Here is a 20,433-nt window from a genome sequence, read left to right on the forward strand (position 1 = left end):
GCTCCGCTACCCGCACCGCCACGCAGGCCGGCGGGGCGACAGTTCCGTGTCACTTGCGGTTGTAGAGCCGCATCGTCAGCGTGCCGAACACCGCGAGCAGCGCTCCGCTGGCGATGAACGTCCACATGACGTCGCTGCCGTCCGGGGCGCCCATCATCAGGCTGCGCACCGCGTCGGACAGGATCGTCACCGGGTTGACGTTCACGAACGCCTGCAGCCAGCCGGGCATCGTGGCCGGGTCGACGAACACGCTGGACAGGAACGTCAGCGGGAACAGCACCATCATGCTGACGCTCATCACCGACTTCTCGGTGCGCAACAGCAGCCCGAACATGGTCCAGATCCAGGAGAACGCGAACGAGAACACCAGCAGCAGCCCGATGCCGGCGAGCACGCCGCCGACGCCGCCCGCCGGCCGGAAGCCGAGGATCAGCCCGACGCTGAGGATGACCGCCGAGGCCGTGCTGTAGCGGAACACGTCGCCCAGCAGCGCGCCCACCAGCGCGGCAGGCCGCCAGATCGGCAGGGTGCGGAACCGGTCGAACACGCCCTTCTCGATGTCGATGTTCACGCCCAGCCCGGTGTACATCGTGATCATCACGACGCTCATCACCAGGATCCCGGGCAGCAGGAACTGCAGGTACTGCGTGGTCGACCCGGCCAGCGCGCCGCCGAACAGGTAGGTGAACATCAGCGTCATCATGATCGGGAACGCGGTGACGTCGAACAGCTGCTCGGGCACGTGCTTGATCTTCAGCATGGCCCGCCAGCCGAACGTCAGCGACGCCGACAGCGCGCTGGGCCGTTGCGGCTGCTCGCCGGCGTCGAGCACGGCGTGCAGGCTTTCGGCCGCCGGGGTGTAGGCCGGGGTCGTGTCGGTCGTGGTCGCGGTCATGCCGCTGCCTCCTCTTCCGCGGGGTGGTCGGTCAGGGCCAGGAACACCTCGTCGAGGCTGGGCTGGCCGAGGGCGAAGTCGTCGACGGTGATGCCGGCCTGCGTCAGTTCGGCCAGCGCGCGGGCGGCGTGCTCGGCCGCGCCCAGGTCGGACTCGCCGCCGCCGATGCGCGCGGTCAGCGACACCGGGTCGCCGCCGAGCTCCACAGTGGACCCGAGCGCTCGGGCCATCACCCGCTGGGCCTCGGCGCGCTGGGCGCCGTCACGCAGGCGGACGTGGATCGAGCCGGCGCCGACCGAGGCCTTCAGCTCGCCGGGGGTGCCCTCGGCGATCACCTTGCCGTGGTCGATGACCGCGATCCGGTCGGCGAGGTGGTCGGCCTCGTCGAGGTACTGGGTGGTGAGCAGGACCGTGGTGCCCTGGGCGACGATGATCCGCACGATGTCCCACACCTGGTTGCGGCTGCGCGGGTCCAGTCCGGTGGTCGGCTCGTCCAGGAACAGCACGTCCGGGGTGCGCAGGATGCTCGCCGCGATGTCGATGCGCCGCCGCATGCCGCCGGAGTAGTTCTTCACCTGCCTGCCGCCGGCGTCGGTCAGCCCGAACGCCTCCAGCAGCTGGTCGGCGCGGCGCCGCGCGGCCGGTTTGCGGTGCCCCAGCAGGCGGCCCAGCAACACGAGGTTCTCGATGCCGGTCAGGTCCTCGTCGATCGAGGCGTACTGGCCGGTGAGGCTCACCCGCTGCCGCACCGCGTCCGGTTCCCGCAGCACGTCGTGGCCGAACACCCTGGCCTGCCCGCCGTCGGGCCGGAGCAGGGTGGCCAGCACCCGCACCGCGGTGGTCTTGCCCGCGCCGTTCGGTCCGAGCACGCCGTACACGGTGCCGGCGGGCACGGCCAGATCCACGCCGTCCACGGCGCGGGTCTTGCCGAACACCTTGACCAGCCCGGACGTTTCGATCGCCAGGTCGCTCATGGTCCTTCCTTCCTTGTTCACGCCACGTAGGGGCGGGCCCGGCGGGCGGCGCGCAGCGCGGTGCCCCACCAGACGAGCTGGTCGAGCATCGGGCCGGCCGCGTGGCGGACTGCCTCGTCCCGCGGGCCGCCGTCGGGCCCCATGTCGAAGAGGTTGAAGCTCACGGTGTTGCGCAGCGTCACGGTGTGCAGCTCGGTGAACACCACACGCAGCTGCTCGACCGCGTACAGCCCGGCGCAGCTGCACCCGTAGGACACGAACGCCACCGGTTTGGCCTGCCACTCGTCGTAGGCGAAGTCGATCGCCTGCTTCAGGGAGGCCGGGAAGCTGCGGTTGTACTCCGGGGTGACGACGACGAACGCGTCCGCGCGGTCGATCCGGGAGGTGAAGGCCGTCATCGCCGGGGTGGCGCGGGCCGGGTAGCGGGCCGGGAAGTCGAACTCCGCCAGGTCCACCACGGACACGTCGAGGTCGTCGCGTTCGCCCGCGGTGCGGGCGAACCACTGCCCGACCTGCTGACCGGCCCGGCCCTCCCGGGTGCTCCCGATCAGGACCAGGACCCTCAGGACGTCCTCCATGGCGGCCTCCTCCCGTTCTCGACCGGTAGGCGCTAGATCGGCCGCTAGATCCGGTCTAGCGGGCGGGGCCCGGGAACCGGAACCGGTCTCGCGGCTGCCAGACGCCGTCGAAGACGGCGAGCCACGTCTCGGTGAGCCGGGCCGCCAGCGGCAGCGCGGCCTCGACCGACCGCATCAGCGCGGCGGCCTCCCGGGGGCTCGCGCCCATCGCGACGGTCAGGTGCGCGCCGACGTCGTCGCCGGACCGGCTGCCCTGGGGGAGGACCGCGGACCACCGCCGCCGCAGGGTCGCGATCAGCCCGGTCAGCGGCTGGAGCGGCTCGGGCCGCAGGTACACGAACCCGTCGTGGTGGTGGCAGCGTTCGAAGCGGACCTCCATCGCGGGTTGCCGTTCGAGCAGTTCGGCCAGCGCCGTGACGGTGGCCTCGTCCAGGTCGGCGGCCGGCCGGAACGGGTACAGCAGCGAGATGTGCGCGGGCAGGCCCCGGCGGGCGGCCGGCGACAGTTCGGCCGCACGTGCCAGCAGCGGGTCGGCGGCCGGCACCGGGATCGCCAGCACGCTGCGTCCGCGCTCGGTCATGGACCGGTTCTACCGCGGATTTCGACCGCAGCGGAAACGATCTCGCGAGCGTTACGCTCGACCACGTGACGGAGCTGTCCTTCGAGCCGCTGTCGCCGGTGTCCTTCCTGGACCGGGCGGAGGCGGCCCACGGTGACCGGGTCGGGGTGGTCGACGGGGAGCGGCGGTTCACCTACGCCGAGTTCGCCGACCGCTGCCGCCGGCTGGCCGGGGCGCTCGCGCCGCTCGCGCGGAAGCGGCCGGTCGCCGTGCTCGCGCCGAACACGCACGTGCTGCTGGAAGCCAACTTCGGGGTGCCGTGGGCCGGGGTGCCGCTGGTCGCGGTCAACACGCGCCTGTCCGCCGGCGAGATCGCCTGGATCCTGGACCACTGCGAGGCCGCGGTGCTGGTGCACGACCCGGTGTTCGACGAGCTCGTCGCCGAGGTGGTGGACAGGCTGGGCAGGCCGGTCGAGGTGATCCGCGCGGGGGAGGAGTACGAGGGGCTGCTCGCCGGCGCGACACCGCGGGCCGAGGCGCCGCGCGACGAGCGCGGCCTGCTGTCGATCAACTACACCTCGGGCACGACCGGTCGCCCGAAAGGCGTGATGTACCACCACCGCGGGGCGTACCTGCAGGCGCTGGCGATGGTCGGGCACACCGGGCTTTCGCCGTCGTCGGTGCACCTGTGGACGCTGCCGATGTTCCACTGCAACGGCTGGTGCTTCCCGTGGGCGGTGACCGCGGCCGCGGCGACGCACGTCTGCCTGCCGAAGGTCGAGCCGGCCCTGGTGTGGCGGCTGATCCGCGACGAGGGCGTCACGCACCTCAACGGCGCCCCGACCGTGCTGTCGATGCTCGCCTACGCCCCGGAGGCCGCGCCGGTCGCGCACCCGGTTCGCGTCGCCACCGGGGGCGCCCCGCCGAGCCCGGCGATCCTGCGCCGCATGGGGGAACTGGGCTTCGACGTCACGCACCTGTACGGGCTCACCGAAACGTTCGGCCCGATCATGATCTGCGACTGGCGTCCGGAGTGGAACACGCTGGACACCGCCGCGCAGGCCCGGCTCAAGGCGCGGCAGGGCGTGGGAAACCTGGTGTCCTGCCGAGCCCGGGTCGTCACCGGGGACGGGTCGGACGTGCCCGCCGACGGCGTGACCACCGGCGAGATCGCGGTGCGCGGCAACAACGTCATGCTGGGCTACTACCGGGATCCCGACGCCACCGCGCAGGCCGCGCCGGACGGCTGGTTCCGCACCGGCGACCTCGGCGTGATGCACCCCGACGGCTACGTCGAGCTGCGCGACCGCAGCAAGGACGTGATCATCTCCGGCGGCGAGAACATCGCCAGTGTCGAGGTGGAGCAGGTGATCGCCGACCACCCGGCGGTGCTGGAGGTCGCCGTGATCGCGGTGCCGGACGACCACTGGGGCGAGGTGCCCGCGGCCTTCGTGACCCTGCAGGAGGGGGCGTCGGCGACCGCCGAGGAGATCGTCGAGTTCGTCCGGGGGAGGATCGCGCGGTTCAAGGCACCCAGGCGGGTGGTGTTCGGCCCGCTGCCCAAGACCTCCACCGGCAAGATCCAGAAATACGTGCTGCGTGACCAGGCGTGGGCCGGCCACGCGTCGCGTATCCGATGAGTAACGACACGGGTTAGCGGTCCACCCGGCGGGGTAGCCGGTGAGCAACGAACGCTGAGCAGGGGTGGGCGCGAATGTTGTGGTTGATGTTGCTCGTACCGATCGTCATCCTGGTCTTCACGGTGAGCCTGCAGAAGTTCGAGGCCGTCATGCTCGAGACCGATCCGCTGCGGGACCGCCGTCGCTACCGATGAGGTGAGGGGATGATCACGGTCTTCCTGGTCGACGACCACGAGGTGGTGCGGCGCGGAGTCGCGGACCTGGTGGACGCCGACCCGGAGCTGACCGTGGTGGGCGAGGCCTCGACGATGGGCGAGGCGCTGGCGCGGATCCCGGCGGCGCGGCCGGACGTGGCGGTGCTGGACCTGCGGCTGCCCGACGGCAGCGGCATCGAACTGTGCCGGGAGCTGCGGTCCCGGATGCCGGAGCTGCACTGCCTGATCCTCACGTCCTACACCGACGAGCAGGCGATGCTCGACGCGATACTGGCCGGCGCCGGCGGATACGTCGTGAAGGACGTGCGGGGCATGGAACTGGTGTCGGCGGTGCGGCAGGTCGGGGCCGGGAAGTCGTTGCTGGACAACCGGGCCGCTTCGGCGCTGATGTCCCGCATCCGGGACGAGGCCGCGCCGTCCGGCGCCGTGGCGCGGCTGTCGGAGCAGGAACGCAAACTGCTCGACCTGATCGGCGAGGGACTGACCAACCGCGAGATCGCCGAACGCATGTTCCTGGCCGAGAAGACGGTGAAGAACTACGTGTCGCGGCTGCTGCACAAGCTCGGGATGCAGCGCCGCACCCAGGCGGCCGTGCTGGCCACGAGCCTGCGCCGGGACCGGCCGGGCCGCCGGTAGCGGCGGCCCGGCCGCGGGTGTTCCGGCGTCAGCGGACGTTGAAGGTGTCCGGGTCGGGCCCGGTGCGCAGGCCCTTCTCCAGCTTCGCCAGCTCGGCGAGGTCGTTCTCGTCGAGTTCGAAGCCGAACACGTCGAGGTTCTCCTTGATCCGGGACGGCGTGACCGACTTCGGGATCACGACGTTGCCCAGCTGCAGGTGCCAGCGCAGCACGATCTGCGCCGGGGTGCGGCCGTGCTTGTCCGCGAGCGCGGTGATCGCCTGCTCGCCGAGCAGCTCGCCGCCCTTGGCCAGCGGGCTCCACGCCTCGGTGACGATGCCGTGCTGGGCGTGGTACTCCCGGAGCTCGGCCTGCTGCAGGTAGGGGTGCAGCTCGATCTGGTTGACCGCGGGCACGATCTGGCTCTCCTGCGCCAGCCGGTCCAGGTGGTGCGGCTGGAAGTTGGACACGCCGATCGCGCGGATGCGGCTGTCGGAGTAGAGCGTTTCGAACGCGCGCCAGGTGTCGGCGTAGCGGTCGGCCTCCGGGACCGGCCAGTGGATCAGGTACAGGTCCAGGTACTCCAGGCCCAGGTCGGCCATGCTCTTGTCGAACGCGCGCAGCGTCTCGTCGTAGCCATGGTCGGAGTTCCACAGCTTGGTGGTGACGAACAGCTCCTCGCGGGCGATGCCGGACTGGGCCAGCGCTTTGCCGACCGCGGCCTCGTTGGCGTACGCGGTCGCGGTGTCGATGCTGCGGTATCCGGCCTCCAGGGCCGCGGTGACCGCCTGGGTGGTCTCGTCCGCGGGGACCTGGAAGACCCCGTAGCCCACCTGCGGCATGTGGACGCCGTTGTTCAGTTCGACCGTGGGAATGGCGGTCATGTCTTTCCTTTCGCTGTCGTTCATCAGTGGACGGCCGGGATCTCCGGCTGCGTCCGGGCGGCCGGGCGCCGGTCGAGCGCGCCGGAGACCAGCGCGACGCCGAGCCCGGCGGCGGCCAGCACCGCGCCGATCCAGTTCGGAGCGGTGTAGCCGAGGCCGTGGCTGATCGCGAGCCCGCCCAGCCAGGCGCCGCCCGCGTTGCCGAGGTTGAAGGCCGCGATGTTCGCGGCCGACGCCAGTGCCGGCGCGTCCCCGGCCTTGGCCATGACGCGTGCCTGCAGCGGCGGCACGGTCGCGAACCCGGCGGCGCCGAACAACGCGATCGTGACCGCGGCGGGCAGCTGCGCGTGCGCGGTGAAGACGAACGCGACGAGCACCACGGCCAGCGCGGCCAGGATGACGTACAGGCTCGGCATCAGCGCGCGGTCGGCGGCCTTGCCTCCGAGCAGGTTGCCCACCACCAGGCCCCCGCCAAACAACACGAGGAGCCAGGTCACCGCGCCGGGGGAGAAGCCGGCGACGCCGGTCATCATCGGGGCGATGTAGGTGAAGGAGGCGAACACCCCGCCGAAGCCGAGCGCGGTCATGGCCAGCGCGAGCCACACCTGCGGCCGGCGGAACACGGCCAGCTCGCTGCGCAGGCTCTGGCCCTCGGTGACGGGCTGGCGGGGGACGAGCGCGACGACGCCCAGCAGGGCGATCACGCCGAGGCCGGCTACCGCCCAGAACGTGGAGCGCCAGCCGAGCTGCTGGCCCAGCGCGGTGCCGCCGGGCACGCCGAGCACGTTGGCGACGGTCAGGCCGGTGAACATGATCGCGATGGCGCTCGCCTGGCGGGACTTCGGCACGAGCGAGGCGGCGACGACCGAGCCGACGCCGAAGAACGCGCCGTGCGAGAGGGCGGCGACCACGCGGCCGGTCATGAGCAGACCGTATCCGGGCGCGATCGCGGAGACGACGTTGCCCGCGATGAACAACACCATCAGGCCGGTGAGGACCGTCTTGCGCGGCACCTTCGAGCCGAGCGCGGTGAGCAGGGGCGCGCCGACCACGACGCCCAGGGCGTAACCGGAGATCAGGAGTCCGGCCGTGGGCACCGAGACGCCGAGGTCGGTGGCGACCTCGGGCAGCAGGCCCATGATCACGAACTCCGTGGTGCCGATGCCGAAGGCGGCGATGGCCAGCGCGATGAGGGCGACAGGCATGTGGTTCCTCGTGAGAGCTTGGGGGATCAGCGTGGGCAACTACCCGCTTTCGCAATAGTTGCACGCGCCGGTTATTGCCAACGACGGCTAGACTAGCAGGCAAGTAGACTGGGGGCCTGCGAGGAAGAGGTGAAGCGTGTCACTGCCCGACGACGCGGTCGAAGCCCGCGCACACGGCTGGCGGACCCTGGCGGCGCTGCACGCCCGGATCGAGGACCGGCTGGAGCGCGCGCTGCAACGCGACCACGAGCTGTCCGTGAGCGAGTACACGGTGCTGGAGGTGCTGTCCCGCCAGGACGGCTTCCACCTGCGCATGAACCAGCTCTCCAGTGCCGTCGTGCTGAGCCAGTCCGCGACGACGCGGCTGGTCAGCAGGCTGGAGGACCGGGGGCTGCTGCAGCGCTACCTGTGCCCGACCGACCGGCGCGGGATCTACACCGAGGTGACCGCCGCGGGCCGGGAGCTGCTGGACGCCGCGCGGCCCACGCACGACCGGGCGCTGACGGAGGCGCTCGCGGCGGCCGAGGAGCTGCCGGAGCTGGCGCCGCTCGTGGCGGCGCTGCAGGCGCTGGAGTTGCCTGCGGCGGCTGGGCGCTGACGGCGCTGACGGAGCGCTGGCGGCGGCTGGGGCCTGCCGGAGTTGGCGCCGGGCGCTGGAGTTGCTGGCCGCCGCCGGTGCTGGCTGGGCGAAGGAGCTCCCCGAGTTGGCGGCGCTGCAGGCGCTGGAGCGCCCCGCCGGTGGTTCGGCGCTGATCGCGCCCGCCTTCGGGGAACCGCCGCCGCGGTTCGGCCGCGGCTGCTCCGTGCGCGGTGGTGGAGGTGGTGGAGGAGCTGCCGGAGGTGGCACCAGGCGCTGGAGTTGGCAGCGGCCGCTGGGCGCTGATCCCGCCCGGCTCGCGGCGGTGATCCCCGGTGGCCCGGAAGGGCAGACCGCCGCTTCGATGTGTGACGCTCGCGGGCTAGTGTCCTGAGTCGTTAATTCGTCGGCAGTAGGCGGCGAGGGAGTCGAGGATCTGGTCGGCGGTGCGGGTCCAGACGTAGGGCCTGGGGTTGGTGTTCCATTGCTGGATCCAGCCGCGGATGTCGCGTTCGAGGGCGGTGACTGAGCGGTGGACGCCGCGGCGGAGCAGTTTGACGGTGATCTCGGCGAAGAATCGTTCGACGAGGTTGAGCCAGCTAGAGCCGGTCGGGGTGAAGTGCAGGTGGAACCGCGGGTGCTTGAGCAGCCAGGTTTTCACCGCCGGTGTTTTGTGGGTGGCCAGGTTGTCCAGCACGACGTGCACGTCCAGCTCGGCGGGCACATTTTTGTCGATGGTGCGCAGGAACCCGAGGAATTCCTGGTGTCGATGCCGGCGTTTGACCGCGCTGATGACCTGCCCGGTGGCCACCTCGAGGGCGGCGAAGAGGCTGGTGGTTCCGTGGCGGACGTAGTCGAAACTTTGCCGTTCGGGCACGCCGGGCAGCATCGGCAACACCGGGGCCGAGCGGTCCAGTGCCTGAATCTGGGACTTCTCGTCAACGCACAGCACCACCGCCTTCGCGGGCGGATCCAGATACAGCCCGACCACGTCGCGGACCTTGTCCACGAACAACGGATCCTTGCTGATCTTGAACGTGTCCACCTGGTGCGGTTTGAGGCCGAACGCCCGCCAGATCCGTGAGACCGCCGACTGTGTCATCCCGGTCTGCGCCGCCAGCGACCGGGTCGACCAGTGCGTCGCGTTCGCCGGCTTGGTTTCCAGGGTGGTCACGACGACCTGCTCGACCTGCTCATCGGAGATCGTGCGTGGTCGGCCCGGGCGCGGTTCGTCGCTCAGGCCGTCCAGCCGGTCGGCGACAAACCGCGCCCGCCATTTGGTCACCGTGTGACGGTCCAGGCTCAATCGCCTGGCCACTTCGGTGTTCGATCCGCCCTCGGCGCAGGCCAGCACGATCCGGGCCCGCAACGCCAGCGCCTGCGCGGTCGTCCTGCGCCGGATCCACCCCTCCAACGTTCGACGTTCGTCGTCGGACAGAGTCAGTGGCACCAGCTTCGGACTCGGCATCACCACAACCTAGCCTGGCACCGAATTAACGACTCAGGACACTAGTCCGAAGTGGACAGCCCGTGCGCCGCGAGCCAGGTTCTGGCCCGGCGCGGCGACGCGCGGGCCAGCCAAGCGTCCTGGACGATCTCGGCCAGCTCGTCGTAGTCCAGCCGGCCGACATGCGCCTCCCGCAGCAGCACCGACGGGTGCCCGCGGAAGTGGGGCGTCGTGAAGAACGGCGAGCGCTCGTCGGCGACGAGGGCTTCCTTGTCGGCCTCGGAGCCGACCCAGAACACGATCACGTCCGGGTAGCGCTCGCCCGTCACCGGGTCGGCCGCGTCCGGGCGCGGGTTGCGGAAGAACACGAACGACCGCCCGCCGACCTGGTAGACGGGCCTGCCCCGGGTGCCTTCGACGCGCTGGACGTGCGGCATCGCCATGGCCAGGTCGTGCACGTCCTGGACGCGTGCGCGCCGGGCGGTCAGCCGACCGCCTCGTCGGTCGGCCCGAGTCCGGTCTCGTCGACCGACGACGTGCCCCCGTCGGTGAGGCGCTGCCGCAGCAGGGCCTTCCCCTGCTCGGCCCCCTTGCGGCTCTCACCCTGCGCGCGGCGGAAGAACTCGGCCAGTTCGCTGTCGCCGTCCCGCTCGGCGTCGGCGATGTACTGCTCCAGGCGCAGCGCGTTGCTGAGGCAGGCCTCGACGAACCAGATGATGTTGTAGTCCTTGTCCTGGGTGCCCGTGACCTGCCCGGTCTCGCTCGTCGACATCGGGTCCTCCTTCCGGGTTGACGGAACCGGGTACCCACGCTGCGCCCGGTGAAGCACGCCATCCGCCGGAATCCTGGCCGCGGAGCTTCGCGATGCGCGAGGATGGGACGGGATTTCCACACCGGGAGGTCAGCGTGTTCGGCAGGTTCAAGCGCAACCGCGCCGCGCAGCCGCGGCCCGTTTCGACGGCCGGGGTGCCACGATGGCCGTTGGAGGCGTGGCGGCGCCAGGACCTCGACCCGGACAGCCCGGAGTACGCCGCGGTCTGCCTGACCCCGGCGTTCCCGGAACACGACGAGCCCCGCATGCTCGACGACGCGACGCTGCGCCGGATCGTGGCGGTGCGCTCGGCGGCGGAGATGGACCGGCTGGCCGGCGAGTTGTCCGCCGACGAGCGTTACGCCGGCCTGGACACCGTGTACGGCTGGCTGGTGCGGGCCTACCTGGGCACGGACCGGGAACTCGAGGTGATCGAGGAGGGGCTGCGCAGCTGCCCCCGCAAGTACGGCGTGCTGGACCTCGCCGGGACGGCGATGCTGCGGCGCGGCCGGGCCGCGGACGCGCTCTACTACTGGGCGCAGTCGGTGACGAACGCCGAGTCCGCCGGCGAGGCCGACGACGCGACCGCCTACGACTTCCTGATCGTGGCCGCGCGCGCCATGGCCGAGCCCGCGGCGGTGCTGGCGTTCGGCGTGCGGGCGGAGACCCAGTACATCGCCCTCGACGACGAGCACACTGACCTGGTTTCGCGGTTGTTCCGCAGGCTCACCGACCCGATGCGCGTCGTGGTGCGGGGCCTGGCCGAGCGGGTACTGGGCTGAGTGCGGTGGCCGCTGCCTGACCGCGTCCTGCTACCGCAGGCGGGGACGGCGGTCCCGTGAACCAGCACCGGGCGTCGCGCTGTCAAACCCCTGTCGCGCGGCGGCGCGCCAGTGCCGGAACCCCTTCGGAATTCTTCCAGCTCCACCGGCCGGCGCGAGCTAGCGTGCTCCCATGTGGGTGCGCCGCTGGCTCGTGCGCGGGCTCGCGGTGGCGAGCGGCTGCCTGCTGGTACTCGCTTTTCCCGCGCCGGCCCTGTGGTGGCTCGCGTGGGCCGGGCTCGTTCCGCTGCTCGTGCTGCTCGCCAGGGCGGGGTCGGTCCGCGAGGCGGTCTGGCGCGGCTTCCTCGCCGGGGCCGGGTTCTTCCTCGCCTTCTTCCACTGGGTGCTACCGCACGTGGGGCTGCTCGCCCCGGTGCTCGGGCTCGTCGGCGGCCTGCTGTGGGTTCCGTTCGGCGTCGTGGCGCACCGGCTGCTGCGCGAACCGACCGCGGGCCGCGCCGCGCTCGCCGCCGTCGTCCTGCCGTCGGTGTGGGTCGCGGTCGAGGCGGTTCGCTCCTGGGAACACCTGGGCGGCGCGTGGGGACTGCTCGGGCTCACCCAGTGGCCGGCGCGGCCGCTCCTCGCGCTCGCCTCGCTCGGCGGCGTCTGGTTGCTCGGCTTCGTCATCGTCGCCGTCAACGTCGGGCTCGCCGTCGCGGTGCTCCCGGGTCCCGCGCGGACGTTCGGGGCAGGCCTGGCCCTCGGCATTTTCGCGCTGGTCCTCGGCTACGGGCTGCTGCGGCCCGATCCCGTGCCCACCGGCAGCCTCCGCGTCGCGGGTGTGCAGCCCGGTCCGGTGGACGGCGCGGAGGAACGGTTCACCGCGCACCTGGAGCTGACCCGCCGCGCCACGGGGCAGGACGTCGTCGTCTGGGGCCAGAGCAGCACCCCCTTCGACCCGGCCACGCGCCCCGGCGCGGTCGCCCGGCTGCGCGCGGCGGCCGCCGCGGCCGGCAGTGACGTGCTGGTCAACGTCGACGCCCGCGCCGCCGACGGGCGCATCCGCAAGACCACCCAGCAGTACGGTCCGGACGGCCTGGCCGGCACGTACGAGAAACGCCGCCTGGTCCCCTTCGGCGAGTACGTGCCGCTGCGCCCCCTGCTCGGCGGCGTGCTGCGCGGCACCGGCATCGCCGAGGAGGACCGCGCCCCGGGCGGCGCGCCGGCGATCCTGCGCATCGGCGAGGCCGGGGCGGGCCCGCTGATCTCCTACGAGTCGATGTTCCCCGACCTGCGCCGCGAGCTCGTCCGCCTGGGCGCCGACGTGACGATCGTGCAGGGCTCGCTCACGTCGTTCCACGGCACCTGGGCGCAGCCGCAGCAGGCGAGCGCCGAAGCGGTCCGCGCCGTCGAGTCCGGACGGTCCGCGGTCCTGGTCGAACTGAACGGCACGTCAGCCGCGTTCGACGCCGAGGGCAGGCGGCTGGCCTGGATGCCGCCGGACGAGCGCGGCGTCTTCGTCGTGGACGTGCCGCTGTACCAAGGCGCCACCCCGTACGTCCGGTGGGGCGACTGGGTTCCGGCCGCGGCGTTCGGCATCACCGCCGCGGCAGCCGCCCGCGCGCTGCTGATCCGCGCGGGCGGCGCTCACTACACGGCGGCGGCCGCCTTGCGGATGACGTCGGCGACCTCGGCCGGGTGCGACAGCATCACCAGGTGCGAGGAGTCGATCTCGACGGTCGTCATGCCGGCCCGCTGGTAGCCGAACCGCTCCACCTCCGGGTTGATCGTCGTGTCCGAAGTGGACACCACACCCCAGGACGGCTTGGTCCGCCACGCCGCCGCGGACGCGGGTTCGCCGAACGCGGCCGCGGCCAGCGGGCGCTGCGACACGGCCAGCACGCGGGCGAGGTCCTCGTCGACGTCGGCGGCGAAGATCGACGGGAACTTCGCCACGTCCACCGACACGTCGATGCCCGGCTCGTCCGAGCCCTCGACCGGGTACGGGGTCTGCACCAGCGCGGACGCCAGCGGCGAGTCGGGGAACCGGCCCTGCAGCTCGCCGAGGCTTTCGCCCTCCTCCAGCGCGTACCCGGCCAGGTACACCAGCGCCCGGACGTTCTCCTCGACCCCGGCTACGGTGATCACCGCGCCGCCGTAGGAGTGGCCGACGAGCACGACCGGCCCGTCGATGGCCCGGACCACCGAGGCGATGTAGGCGGCGTCGCCGGACAGGCTGCGGTTCGGCACGGCCGGGACGCGCACGTCGAGGCCGGCGGCGAGCAGCTCGGGCACGACCCGGGCGAAGCTGGAGCCGTCGGCGAAGGCGCCGTGGACGAGGACGACGGTGGGCGTGGTCATGGGATCTCCTTGGGTTCTCGCGGTCACGGGTGCAGCGCGTCGCGCAGGAAGTCGCCGGCCTGCCGGGTCGCGGCGCGGGCGGCGTTGGTGTCGCGCAGGGCGTCGAGCATGACGAAGTCGTGGATGATGCCCTGGTACCGGACGGCGGTCACCGGAACCCCGGCGGCGCGCAGCTTGTTCGCATACGCCTCGCCTTCGTCGCGGAGCACGTCGGCCTCGGCGACGATCACCAGCGCGGGCGGGAGCCCGGCCAGGTCGTCCAGGGTCGCGCGCAGCGGCGAGGCGGTGATCTCGGCGCGCTGCGCCGGGTCGGTGGTGTACTGGTCCCAGAACCAGAACATGCCCTCGCGCGCGAGGAAGTAGCCCTCGGCGAACCGGTGGTAGGACGGCGTGTCGAACGAGGCGTCGGTGACCGGGTAGAACAGGACCTGCGCGGCCAGCGCCGGACCGCGCCGCTGCTTGGCCATCAGCGTGATCGCCGCGGACATGTTGCCGCCCACGGAGTCGCCCGCGACGGCGATGCGCGCGGGGTCCAGGCCCTGCTCCGCGCCGGAGGCCGCGACCCACTGCAGCGCCGCGTAGATCTCCTCGATCGCGATCGGGTAGCGCGCCTCGGGGGACCGGCTGTACTCGGTGAACACCACCGCGGCGTTCGCGCGGACGGCCAGCTCGCGGATCAGGCGGTCGTGGGTGTGGGCGTTGCCGAACACCCAGCCGGCGCCGTGCGTGTAGAGGATCACCGGCAGGGTCCCGGTGGCCCCGGCGGGCTTGACGATGCGCACCTGCACCTCGCCGGACGGGCCGCCGGGCACGGTGAGGTCGGTGATGTCGGCATCGGGGCGGGCCACGCCCTCGCCGGCCTGCACCGCGTCCACGGTCTTGCGGCCCTCGGCCGGGCCGAGCTGGTAGAGGAACGGCGGCTTGCTGGTGGCCTCGACGAACTCCTGCGCGGCGGGCTCGAGGACCGGTCTGCTGGTCGGGTTCTCCGTCATGCGGCCGACAGTGTCACGCGCGCCCGCCGCCGCGCATCGGTCGATCGACGCAAGTGCGCGAGACCAGTCGGCCGGAGCGCGTCGCTTGACGCGGGTGATGGGTGGGTAGCCCGCGAGGGCGGAGTGTGCGCGTTCAGTGTTGTGGTGCTGGCCCCTTGCGGGCACGGCTGCCGGGCGGTGGGTGTTGGAGGTCCGGGGCTGGGCGTGGGCGGATCCGAGCCACAACAGCTAAACCAGCTCGCCGCGCAGGAACTCCCCGCCTTGCGCCACCGCGGCGCGGGTGGCCGGGATCGACTCCAGCGGGCGCAGCGACGCGAAGTCGTGGGTGGTGCCCGGATAACGCGTCGCGGTGACGCGCACTCCGGCTTCCCGCAGCCGCTCGGCGTAGCGTTCGCCCTCGTCGCGCACCACGTCCGCCTCCGCGGAGACGAGCAGCGCGGGCGGCAGCCCGGCCAGGTCCGCCAGCGACGCGCGCATCGGGACCGCCATTGGCTCGGCCAGGTCGGCCGACCGCTCGGCGTACTGCTCCCAGCACCACCGCGCCTGCCGGCTGGTCAGCAGATACCCCTCGGCGAAGCGGCGGTGCGACGGCGTGTCGCACCGCGCGTCGGTGAGCGGGTAGTAGAGCAGCTGCGCGCGCAGCCGGGGACCGCCACGCCGCTTGGCCATCATCGTCAGCGCGGTCGCGATCGTGGCGCCGGCGCAGTCACCGGCCACGGCGATGCGCGTCGGGTCAAGGCCGAGGTCGGCGGCGTGCTCGACGGCCCAGGTGAGCAGCGCGTAGCACTCCTCGACCGCGACCGGGTACCGCGCCTCCGGGGTGCGGGTGTACTCCGGCACCAGGAACGCCGCACCGGAGGCCAGGGCGAGATCGCGCACCAGCCGGGAGTGCGTGCGGGCGTCGCCCACCATGAACCGTCCACCGTGGACGTACAGCACCGCGGGCCGCGCGGTGGCGGGACCGGCCGGGCGGACGTCGTAGAAACCGACCAAACCGGACGGACCGACCGGCGCCACCGCGAACCGGGCGGGCACCTGCTCGTCCTCGATCGCGTAGCCCTGGGATTCCAGCAGGGCGGTCCGGCCGTCCTCGGGGCCCAGCTCCTGGAGGTGCGGCGGGCCCGCCGAGGCGCGGACCAGGCGTTCCACCGCCGGATCGAGCACCGGCGGGGGCTCGGGCGGCTCCGCGCCCGGCTGCTGCGATCCCATCGGCCTCACCTCTGACCGGGATCCTACAAGCGTGATCGCCGCGGCGGCCATCGACAACGTCACGTTCGGTTCCCTTCGCCCGATCCCATCGGCGAGACTGACCGGGCCATCGCCTCTGACCACCCGGGAGCACACCCATGGACCTCATCGGGCGGGACGAGGAAGTCCAGGCGGTCACCGCCGCCGTCGCCGCGGCCCGGACCGGGCCACGCAGCCTGCTGCTGCTCGGCGACGCCGGCGCGGGCAAGACGAGCCTGCTCACACTGGCGACCGCGCGCGCCACCGTCGACGGCTACACGGTCCTCGCTGCGCAGGGCTGCCCGGCCGAAGCCGAGCTGTCCTTCGCCGTACTGCACCAACTGCTTCGCCCCCTCCTGCCCGAACTCGCCGCGCTCCCGCAACTTCTCGCGGAGGCGGTCGCCGCCGCGTGCGGGATCGCCGAGTCCGCACCCGACCCGACCGCGCTGCGGCTGGGGGTGCTCGCCCTCCTCGGGGAGGTGGCCGGCCGCGGGCCGGTGCTGGTCACCGTGGACGACGTGCAGCTGGCCGACCGCGACAGCTGCGACGTGCTGACCTTCGTGCTGCGGCGGCTGACCACCGAGCGGATGGCGGTGCTGCTGGCCGCCCGCGCCGCCGTGCCGCCCGCGCGCGTCGACGCGAAGGTGCCCGTGCTCACGCTCGGCCCGCTGACCGAGTCCGCCGCGGCCCGCCTGCTGGACAGCCTGCCGGGCGCCCCGTCCGGCCGCGCCCGGATCGACGTGCTCCAGCGGGCGGCCGGCAACCCGCTCGCGCTGGTCGAGCTGGCCCGCGCGGTCGCCGACGGCCGGGACCTGCCGCGGGGCACGCGCCTGCAGGAGATGTTCGCCGACCGGCTGAGCGCCCTGCCCGCCGGGACCCGCCGCCTGCTCGTCTACGCCGCCGCGGCCGAGCACGAGGACCTCGCCACGACGATGGCCGCCGCGGGCGCGGGCGACGACCTCTCCGGCTGGGCGCCCGCCGAACGGGACGGGCTGATCACCGTCGGCCGCGGCCGCGTCGTGTTCCGGCATCCGCTGGTGCGCGCCGCCGCCTACGACGGGGCGTCCGCCGAGATGCGGTCCCGGGCGCACCGGGACCTCGCCACGGCGCTGGAGGCCGACCCGGCCCGCCGGGCCTGGCACCTCGCCGAGGCGGCGGTCGCCCCGGACGAGTCCGTCGCCGCCGCTTTGGAGGAAACCGCGGCGCTGGCGCAGCTGCGCGGCGGCCTCTACGCCACGGCCCGCGCACTGGAGCGCGCCGCCGAATGCACTCCCGATCCGGGGAAGCGGGCGCGGCGCTACGCCCGCGCCATCACCGCCGCCGACGAGTTCGGCGACCCGGCGTGGATCCGGGACCTCTACGCGCAGGTCACCCGGCTCACCACCGACCCCGACGTGCTGGGCGTGGCCGCCGCCGGAGCGGGGCACGGCCTGTCGCTGTCCGGGCACCAGCGGGAGGCGTTCGAGCTGCTGCGGCGGTCGCTGGAGGACCACCGCCCCCGTGACGGCAGCACCGCGCTCGCGCTGACCGGCGTGCTCGCCGCGGTCCGCATCCAGTCCGGCCTGCCCGGGCACCGCGCGCCGTTGGAGACGCTGGTCGCGCGGCTCGACCAGGACGACCCCGGCGATCCCGCGGGCCTGGTCCCGGCGCCGGTGCGGCCCGCGATGCTGGAAAACGTGCTGGCCCAGGCGGATCCGGACGCGCACGCGGTGCGGCTGGTGCGGGACACCGGATCCGCGGTGAACCGGCGCGTTGACGGCCCCGCCGACGTGGCCCGCCTGCTGTGCCTGTGCTCCACCGCGTGGTTCGCCGACGAGCCGGACCTGGCGATCGAGGCGTTCCGGCGGGCCCGGGCCCACGGCGCGCTCGGCATGGTCGTCATGTGCATCCCGGCGCTGGCCTCGGCGATGATCGACACCGGCCGGTGGGCCGACGCCACGCGGCTGCTCGACGAGGCGGCCGAACTCGCCGTGGTGCACCGCTTCCGCTACCTGGGCGCCGACGTCGCCGCGCTGCGGGGCGAGCTGGCGGCGCTACGCGGCGAGACGGCCGCCGTCGGCCCGGAGGCGTGGTCCGCGGTGGACCTCGACGAGAACCGCGCCACCCACGTCCGCTTGCTGCGGGCGGCGGGCCTGGCGGCCGCGGCGGCGGGCGACCACGAAACCGCCTACCGGCACCTGCGCGCGCTCTACGGGGTGGACGGCACGCCCCTGCACTACTTCCTGTCCCCACGGTCCGTTGTGGACTTCGCCGCCGCCGCCCGAGCCGCCCGTGCGGACCTCGGTGAGGCGGCCGCGGTGCTGGACGCCGTCCGCGCCACGCAACCGGAACAGCCCACCACGCGGATGCGGCTGCAGCTGCATCACGCCGCCGCGCTCGTCGCCGAACTCGACGACACCGCCGCGCAGGCCGGCATCGAACGGTCCTACCGGCTGGCCATCGTGGACCCGGCGGGGGAGCAGTGGCCGCTGGAGCGGGCCCGGGCGCGCCTGCACTACGCGCAGTGGCTGCGCCGGCAGCGCCGCCCGCTCGACGCGCGGGGCCTGCTGTCCGCCGCGCACGACACGTTCGCCCAGCTGGGCGCCGCCGGCCTGGCCGACCGCGCCCGCCTGGAACTGCGCGCCAGTGGCGGCGGCGCGGCCCCGGCTCCGGGCGCCGACCCGCTGGCCGGGCTGACGGCGCAGCAGCGTGAGGTGGTGCTGCTGGCGGCGCGTGGCCTGCGCAACCGCGAGATCGCCGAGCAGCTGTTCCTGTCACCGCGCACCGTGGGCTCGCACCTGCACAACGCCTACCCGAAGCTCGGCGTGAGCGGGCGGCACCAGTTGCGGGAGGTCGTCGGCGACCCGCCGTGAACCGGTCAGGAATCAAGAAGCGCAGGTCAGGGCGCCGCGAATAACGTTCCTGACATGACCTCGATCAACACCATCACCCTGGAAGTGGCCGACATCGCGGCCGCCGAGCGCTTCTACACCGCCGCCTTCGGGCTCGGCTCCCGGCTCCGCCTGCGGGCGGCCCAGGAGCAGACCACCGGCTTCCGCGGCTTCACCCTCTCGCTCATCGTGTCCCAGCCCGCCGACGTCGAGCTGCTGTTCCAGTCCGCAGTGGACGCCGGCGCCACCGTGCTCAAGCCGGTCGCCAAGAACATGTGGGGTTGCGGCGGCGTCGTCCAGGCACCGGACGGCACGATCTGGAAGGTCGCCACCCCGGCGAAGAAGGACACCCGCCCGCCGTCCCGCGAGGTGCAGAACATCGTGCTGCTGCTGGGCGCGTCCGACGTGGCCGCGAGCCGCAAGTTCTACACCGGCCACGGCTTCACCGTCGCCAAGAGCTTCGCCCGCATGTACGTCGAGTTCGCCGCCGGGGAGGGCCCGATCAAGCTGGGCCTGTACCGCCGCCGCGCGCTGGCCAAGGACGCCGGGGTGCCCCCGGAGGGCAGCGGCGCGCACCGCATCGCGATCGGCGGTGACGGCGGCTCGTTCACCGACCCGGACGGGTTCGCCTGGGAAGCCACCACGTCCGCGGCGCTGTCCTGATGTGCCTGCACGAACCACCCGCACACCTGCGAACCAGAGGAGAGACCACCTTGAGCACGTACCAGGGCTTCACCGCCGAAGAGCGCGCCGCGATGAAGGAGCACGTCCAGGAGGTGAAGAAGGAGGCTCGCCGCAAGTCCGCCGCGGACAAGGCGGCGGAGGCCGAGCGCGACGTGCTGGCGAAGATCGCCGGGATGCCCGAGTCCGACCGGGTGCTGGCCGAACTCCTGCACTCGGTCGTGGCGGCCAGCGCCCCGCACCTGGCGCCGAAGCTGTGGTACGGCATGCCCGCCTACGCCCGGGACGGCAAGGTCGTGTGCTTCTTCCAGAGCGCGAGCAAGTTCAAGTCCCGCTACGCCACGCTCGGCTTCAGCGACGAAGCGGCTCTCGACGACGGTGCGATGTGGCCGACCTACTTCGCCCTGACCGAGGCGTCCCCCGAGGTCGGGGAGCGGATCGCGCTGCTGGTCAAGCAGGCGGCCTGCTGAGCGCGGTCACCAGGCCGTCCAGCCCGTCCACCCGCAGGTCGAACGAGTCGGACTCCGCGGGCGGGTCGCCGACCGGGCGGTGCACGTAGGCGGTCCGCATGCCCACCGCCTGGGCGCCGCGCAGGTCCCAGGCGTGGGCGGCGACCATGAGGACCCGGTCCGGCGCGCAACCGGCGACGTCGATGGCGTGCCGGTAGATCGCCGGCGCCGGCTTGTGCACCCGCACGTCGGCACTGGACAGGGCCTGGTGCCAGCGCAACCCGGCGTGCGCGTCGAGCCGCAGCAGCGCGGCGTGGCCGGCGTTGGACAGGGCGAGCACGGGGAAGCGCCGGGACAGCTGGTCGAGACCGGCGACGGAGTCGGGCCACGCGGGGTGCCGCTGTCCGGCAGTGGCCAGCCGGGCGATCACCGCCGGATCGGTGATCCCCGCGCGGCCGGCCACCAGCTGTGCGGCCTCGGCGTCGAGGACCTCGGAGCCGGCGTAGGCGCGTTCACCCCGCCCGATGCGTGCCTGCTCGGTCTCGATGTGCTCCTGCCACACGGCGAGGAGTTCGTCCCCGGCCGCCGGTACCGCCTCGCGGATCGCCGCGCGGAGGCCGGACGGTTCGTCGACCAGCGTGCCGAGCACGTCGAAGACGACCACCTCGATGTCGTGGATGCCGGACACGCTTC

General features: G+C 73.0%; 21 protein-coding genes. 8 read left to right on the plus strand and 13 right to left on the minus strand.

Annotated elements, in window-relative coordinates; translation table 11 throughout:
* Positions 1-49: 49 nt before the first annotated feature.
* The 4 genes from AMY39116_RS0318490 to AMY39116_RS43175 are packed head-to-tail and all read right to left on the minus strand — an operon-like array spanning position 50 to position 3,027.
* Positions 50-895, minus strand: a complete 846-nt coding sequence (locus tag AMY39116_RS0318490; protein ID WP_020419123.1) for an ABC transporter permease — start codon at positions 893-895, stop codon at positions 50-52.
* The gene (locus AMY39116_RS0318495) at positions 892-1,869 is read right to left on the minus strand and encodes a daunorubicin resistance protein DrrA family ABC transporter ATP-binding protein (protein ID WP_020419124.1); all 978 of its coding nucleotides are present in this window, start codon (positions 1,867-1,869) and stop codon (positions 892-894) included. The genes AMY39116_RS0318490 and AMY39116_RS0318495 overlap by 4 nt, the downstream gene beginning before the upstream one ends.
* A gap of 17 nt (positions 1,870-1,886) precedes the next feature.
* The gene (locus tag AMY39116_RS0318500; RefSeq protein WP_020419125.1) at positions 1,887-2,447 is read right to left on the minus strand and encodes an NADPH-dependent FMN reductase; all 561 of its coding nucleotides are present in this window, start codon (positions 2,445-2,447) and stop codon (positions 1,887-1,889) included.
* A gap of 55 nt (positions 2,448-2,502) precedes the next feature.
* Positions 2,503-3,027 carry a 2'-5' RNA ligase family protein gene (locus tag AMY39116_RS43175; protein WP_020419126.1) on the minus strand — a complete coding sequence of 175 codons (525 nt, stop codon included), beginning with the start codon at positions 3,025-3,027 and terminating at the stop codon, positions 2,503-2,505.
* A gap of 65 nt (positions 3,028-3,092) precedes the next feature.
* On the opposite strand from AMY39116_RS43175, the gene AMY39116_RS0318510 reads away from it, so the two are divergent.
* Both AMY39116_RS0318510 and AMY39116_RS0318520 read left to right on the plus strand, forming a co-directional pair.
* The gene (locus AMY39116_RS0318510) at positions 3,093-4,646 is read left to right on the plus strand and encodes an acyl--CoA ligase family protein (protein WP_020419127.1); all 1,554 of its coding nucleotides are present in this window, start codon (positions 3,093-3,095) and stop codon (positions 4,644-4,646) included.
* A 203-nt stretch (positions 4,647-4,849) separates the two neighbouring features.
* A complete protein-coding gene (locus AMY39116_RS0318520; protein ID WP_020419129.1) occupies positions 4,850-5,497 on the plus strand; it encodes a response regulator transcription factor in 648 nt (215 codons plus the stop codon).
* 28 nt (positions 5,498-5,525) lie between these two features.
* Here the strand turns inward: AMY39116_RS0318520 and AMY39116_RS0318525 are convergent, their stop codons facing one another.
* Together AMY39116_RS0318525 and AMY39116_RS0318530 are read right to left on the minus strand one after the other, a co-directional pair.
* Positions 5,526-6,359 carry an aldo/keto reductase gene (locus AMY39116_RS0318525; RefSeq protein WP_020419130.1) on the minus strand — a complete coding sequence of 278 codons (834 nt, stop codon included), beginning with the start codon at positions 6,357-6,359 and terminating at the stop codon, positions 5,526-5,528.
* Between the two features lie 23 nt (positions 6,360-6,382).
* The gene (locus AMY39116_RS0318530; protein ID WP_020419131.1) at positions 6,383-7,564 is read right to left on the minus strand and encodes an MFS transporter; all 1,182 of its coding nucleotides are present in this window, start codon (positions 7,562-7,564) and stop codon (positions 6,383-6,385) included.
* Between the two features lie 136 nt (positions 7,565-7,700).
* Here AMY39116_RS0318530 and AMY39116_RS0318535 point away from each other — a divergent pair, with 136 nt between their 5' ends.
* The gene (locus AMY39116_RS0318535) at positions 7,701-8,162 is read left to right on the plus strand and encodes a MarR family winged helix-turn-helix transcriptional regulator (RefSeq protein WP_017982288.1); all 462 of its coding nucleotides are present in this window, start codon (positions 7,701-7,703) and stop codon (positions 8,160-8,162) included.
* A 361-nt stretch (positions 8,163-8,523) separates the two neighbouring features.
* Here the strand turns inward: AMY39116_RS0318535 and AMY39116_RS0318540 are convergent, their stop codons facing one another.
* From AMY39116_RS0318540 to AMY39116_RS0318550, 3 genes are read right to left on the minus strand one after another with little or no spacing between them, the layout of a single operon-like run.
* On the minus strand, positions 8,524-9,609 hold the full coding sequence (locus AMY39116_RS0318540) for an IS630 family transposase (RefSeq protein WP_027936040.1): 1,086 nt from the start codon (positions 9,607-9,609) through the stop codon (positions 8,524-8,526).
* Between the two features lie 41 nt (positions 9,610-9,650).
* Complete coding sequence (locus AMY39116_RS0318545) at positions 9,651-10,046, minus strand: MmcQ/YjbR family DNA-binding protein (protein WP_020419133.1); 396 nt, start codon at positions 10,044-10,046, stop codon at positions 9,651-9,653.
* A 26-nt stretch (positions 10,047-10,072) separates the two neighbouring features.
* Positions 10,073-10,360 carry a hypothetical protein gene (locus AMY39116_RS0318550; protein WP_020419134.1) on the minus strand — a complete coding sequence of 96 codons (288 nt, stop codon included), beginning with the start codon at positions 10,358-10,360 and terminating at the stop codon, positions 10,073-10,075.
* A gap of 92 nt (positions 10,361-10,452) precedes the next feature.
* Here AMY39116_RS0318550 and AMY39116_RS0318555 point away from each other — a divergent pair, with 92 nt between their 5' ends.
* Together AMY39116_RS0318555 and lnt are read left to right on the plus strand one after the other, a co-directional pair.
* On the plus strand, positions 10,453-11,181 hold the full coding sequence (locus tag AMY39116_RS0318555) for a hypothetical protein (RefSeq protein ID WP_235716168.1): 729 nt from the start codon (positions 10,453-10,455) through the stop codon (positions 11,179-11,181).
* Positions 11,182-11,353: 172 nt separating this feature from the next.
* Entirely contained in the window at positions 11,354-12,922 is a 1,569-nt protein-coding gene (gene lnt, locus AMY39116_RS0318560; RefSeq protein ID WP_020419136.1) for an apolipoprotein N-acyltransferase, read from the plus strand.
* Here the strand turns inward: lnt and AMY39116_RS45535 are convergent.
* The 3 genes from AMY39116_RS45535 to AMY39116_RS0318575 form a co-directional block, all read right to left on the minus strand.
* Positions 12,811-13,521 (minus strand): alpha/beta fold hydrolase, encoded by a 711-nt coding sequence (locus AMY39116_RS45535; RefSeq protein ID WP_084506115.1) that lies wholly within the window; start codon positions 13,519-13,521, stop codon positions 12,811-12,813. The two genes, lnt and AMY39116_RS45535, sit on opposite strands and share 112 nt — an antisense overlap.
* A 23-nt stretch (positions 13,522-13,544) precedes the next feature.
* Positions 13,545-14,513 (minus strand): alpha/beta hydrolase, encoded by a 969-nt coding sequence (locus tag AMY39116_RS0318570; RefSeq protein ID WP_020419138.1) that lies wholly within the window; start codon positions 14,511-14,513, stop codon positions 13,545-13,547.
* A gap of 228 nt (positions 14,514-14,741) precedes the next feature.
* Entirely contained in the window at positions 14,742-15,722 is a 981-nt protein-coding gene (locus tag AMY39116_RS0318575; RefSeq protein ID WP_020419139.1) for an alpha/beta hydrolase, read from the minus strand.
* A gap of 137 nt (positions 15,723-15,859) precedes the next feature.
* Between AMY39116_RS0318575 and AMY39116_RS47980 the strand changes: the two genes are divergently transcribed.
* Genes AMY39116_RS47980 through AMY39116_RS0318590 form a run of 3 tightly spaced genes read left to right on the plus strand, consistent with a single transcriptional unit; the run spans position 15,860 to position 19,761 of the window.
* The gene (locus AMY39116_RS47980) at positions 15,860-18,592 is read left to right on the plus strand and encodes a LuxR family transcriptional regulator (protein ID WP_020419140.1); all 2,733 of its coding nucleotides are present in this window, start codon (positions 15,860-15,862) and stop codon (positions 18,590-18,592) included.
* 54 nt (positions 18,593-18,646) lie between these two features.
* Positions 18,647-19,273 carry a glyoxalase gene (locus tag AMY39116_RS0318585; RefSeq protein WP_020419141.1) on the plus strand — a complete coding sequence of 209 codons (627 nt, stop codon included), beginning with the start codon at positions 18,647-18,649 and terminating at the stop codon, positions 19,271-19,273.
* Positions 19,273-19,761, plus strand: a complete 489-nt coding sequence (locus AMY39116_RS0318590) for an iron chaperone (RefSeq protein WP_051123556.1) — start codon at positions 19,273-19,275, stop codon at positions 19,759-19,761. The genes AMY39116_RS0318585 and AMY39116_RS0318590 overlap by 1 nt, the downstream gene beginning before the upstream one ends.
* Here AMY39116_RS0318590 and AMY39116_RS0318595 read toward each other — a convergent pair.
* Positions 19,742-20,428 carry a haloacid dehalogenase type II gene (locus AMY39116_RS0318595; protein ID WP_020419143.1) on the minus strand — a complete coding sequence of 229 codons (687 nt, stop codon included), beginning with the start codon at positions 20,426-20,428 and terminating at the stop codon, positions 19,742-19,744. The genes AMY39116_RS0318590 and AMY39116_RS0318595 overlap by 20 nt on opposite strands.
* Between the last annotated feature and the right edge of the window lie 5 nt (positions 20,429-20,433).

The sequence above is a fragment of the Amycolatopsis sp. ATCC 39116 genome, from assembly GCF_000231075.2.
Lineage (GTDB): Bacteria > Actinomycetota > Actinomycetes > Mycobacteriales > Pseudonocardiaceae > Amycolatopsis_E > Amycolatopsis_E tucumanensis.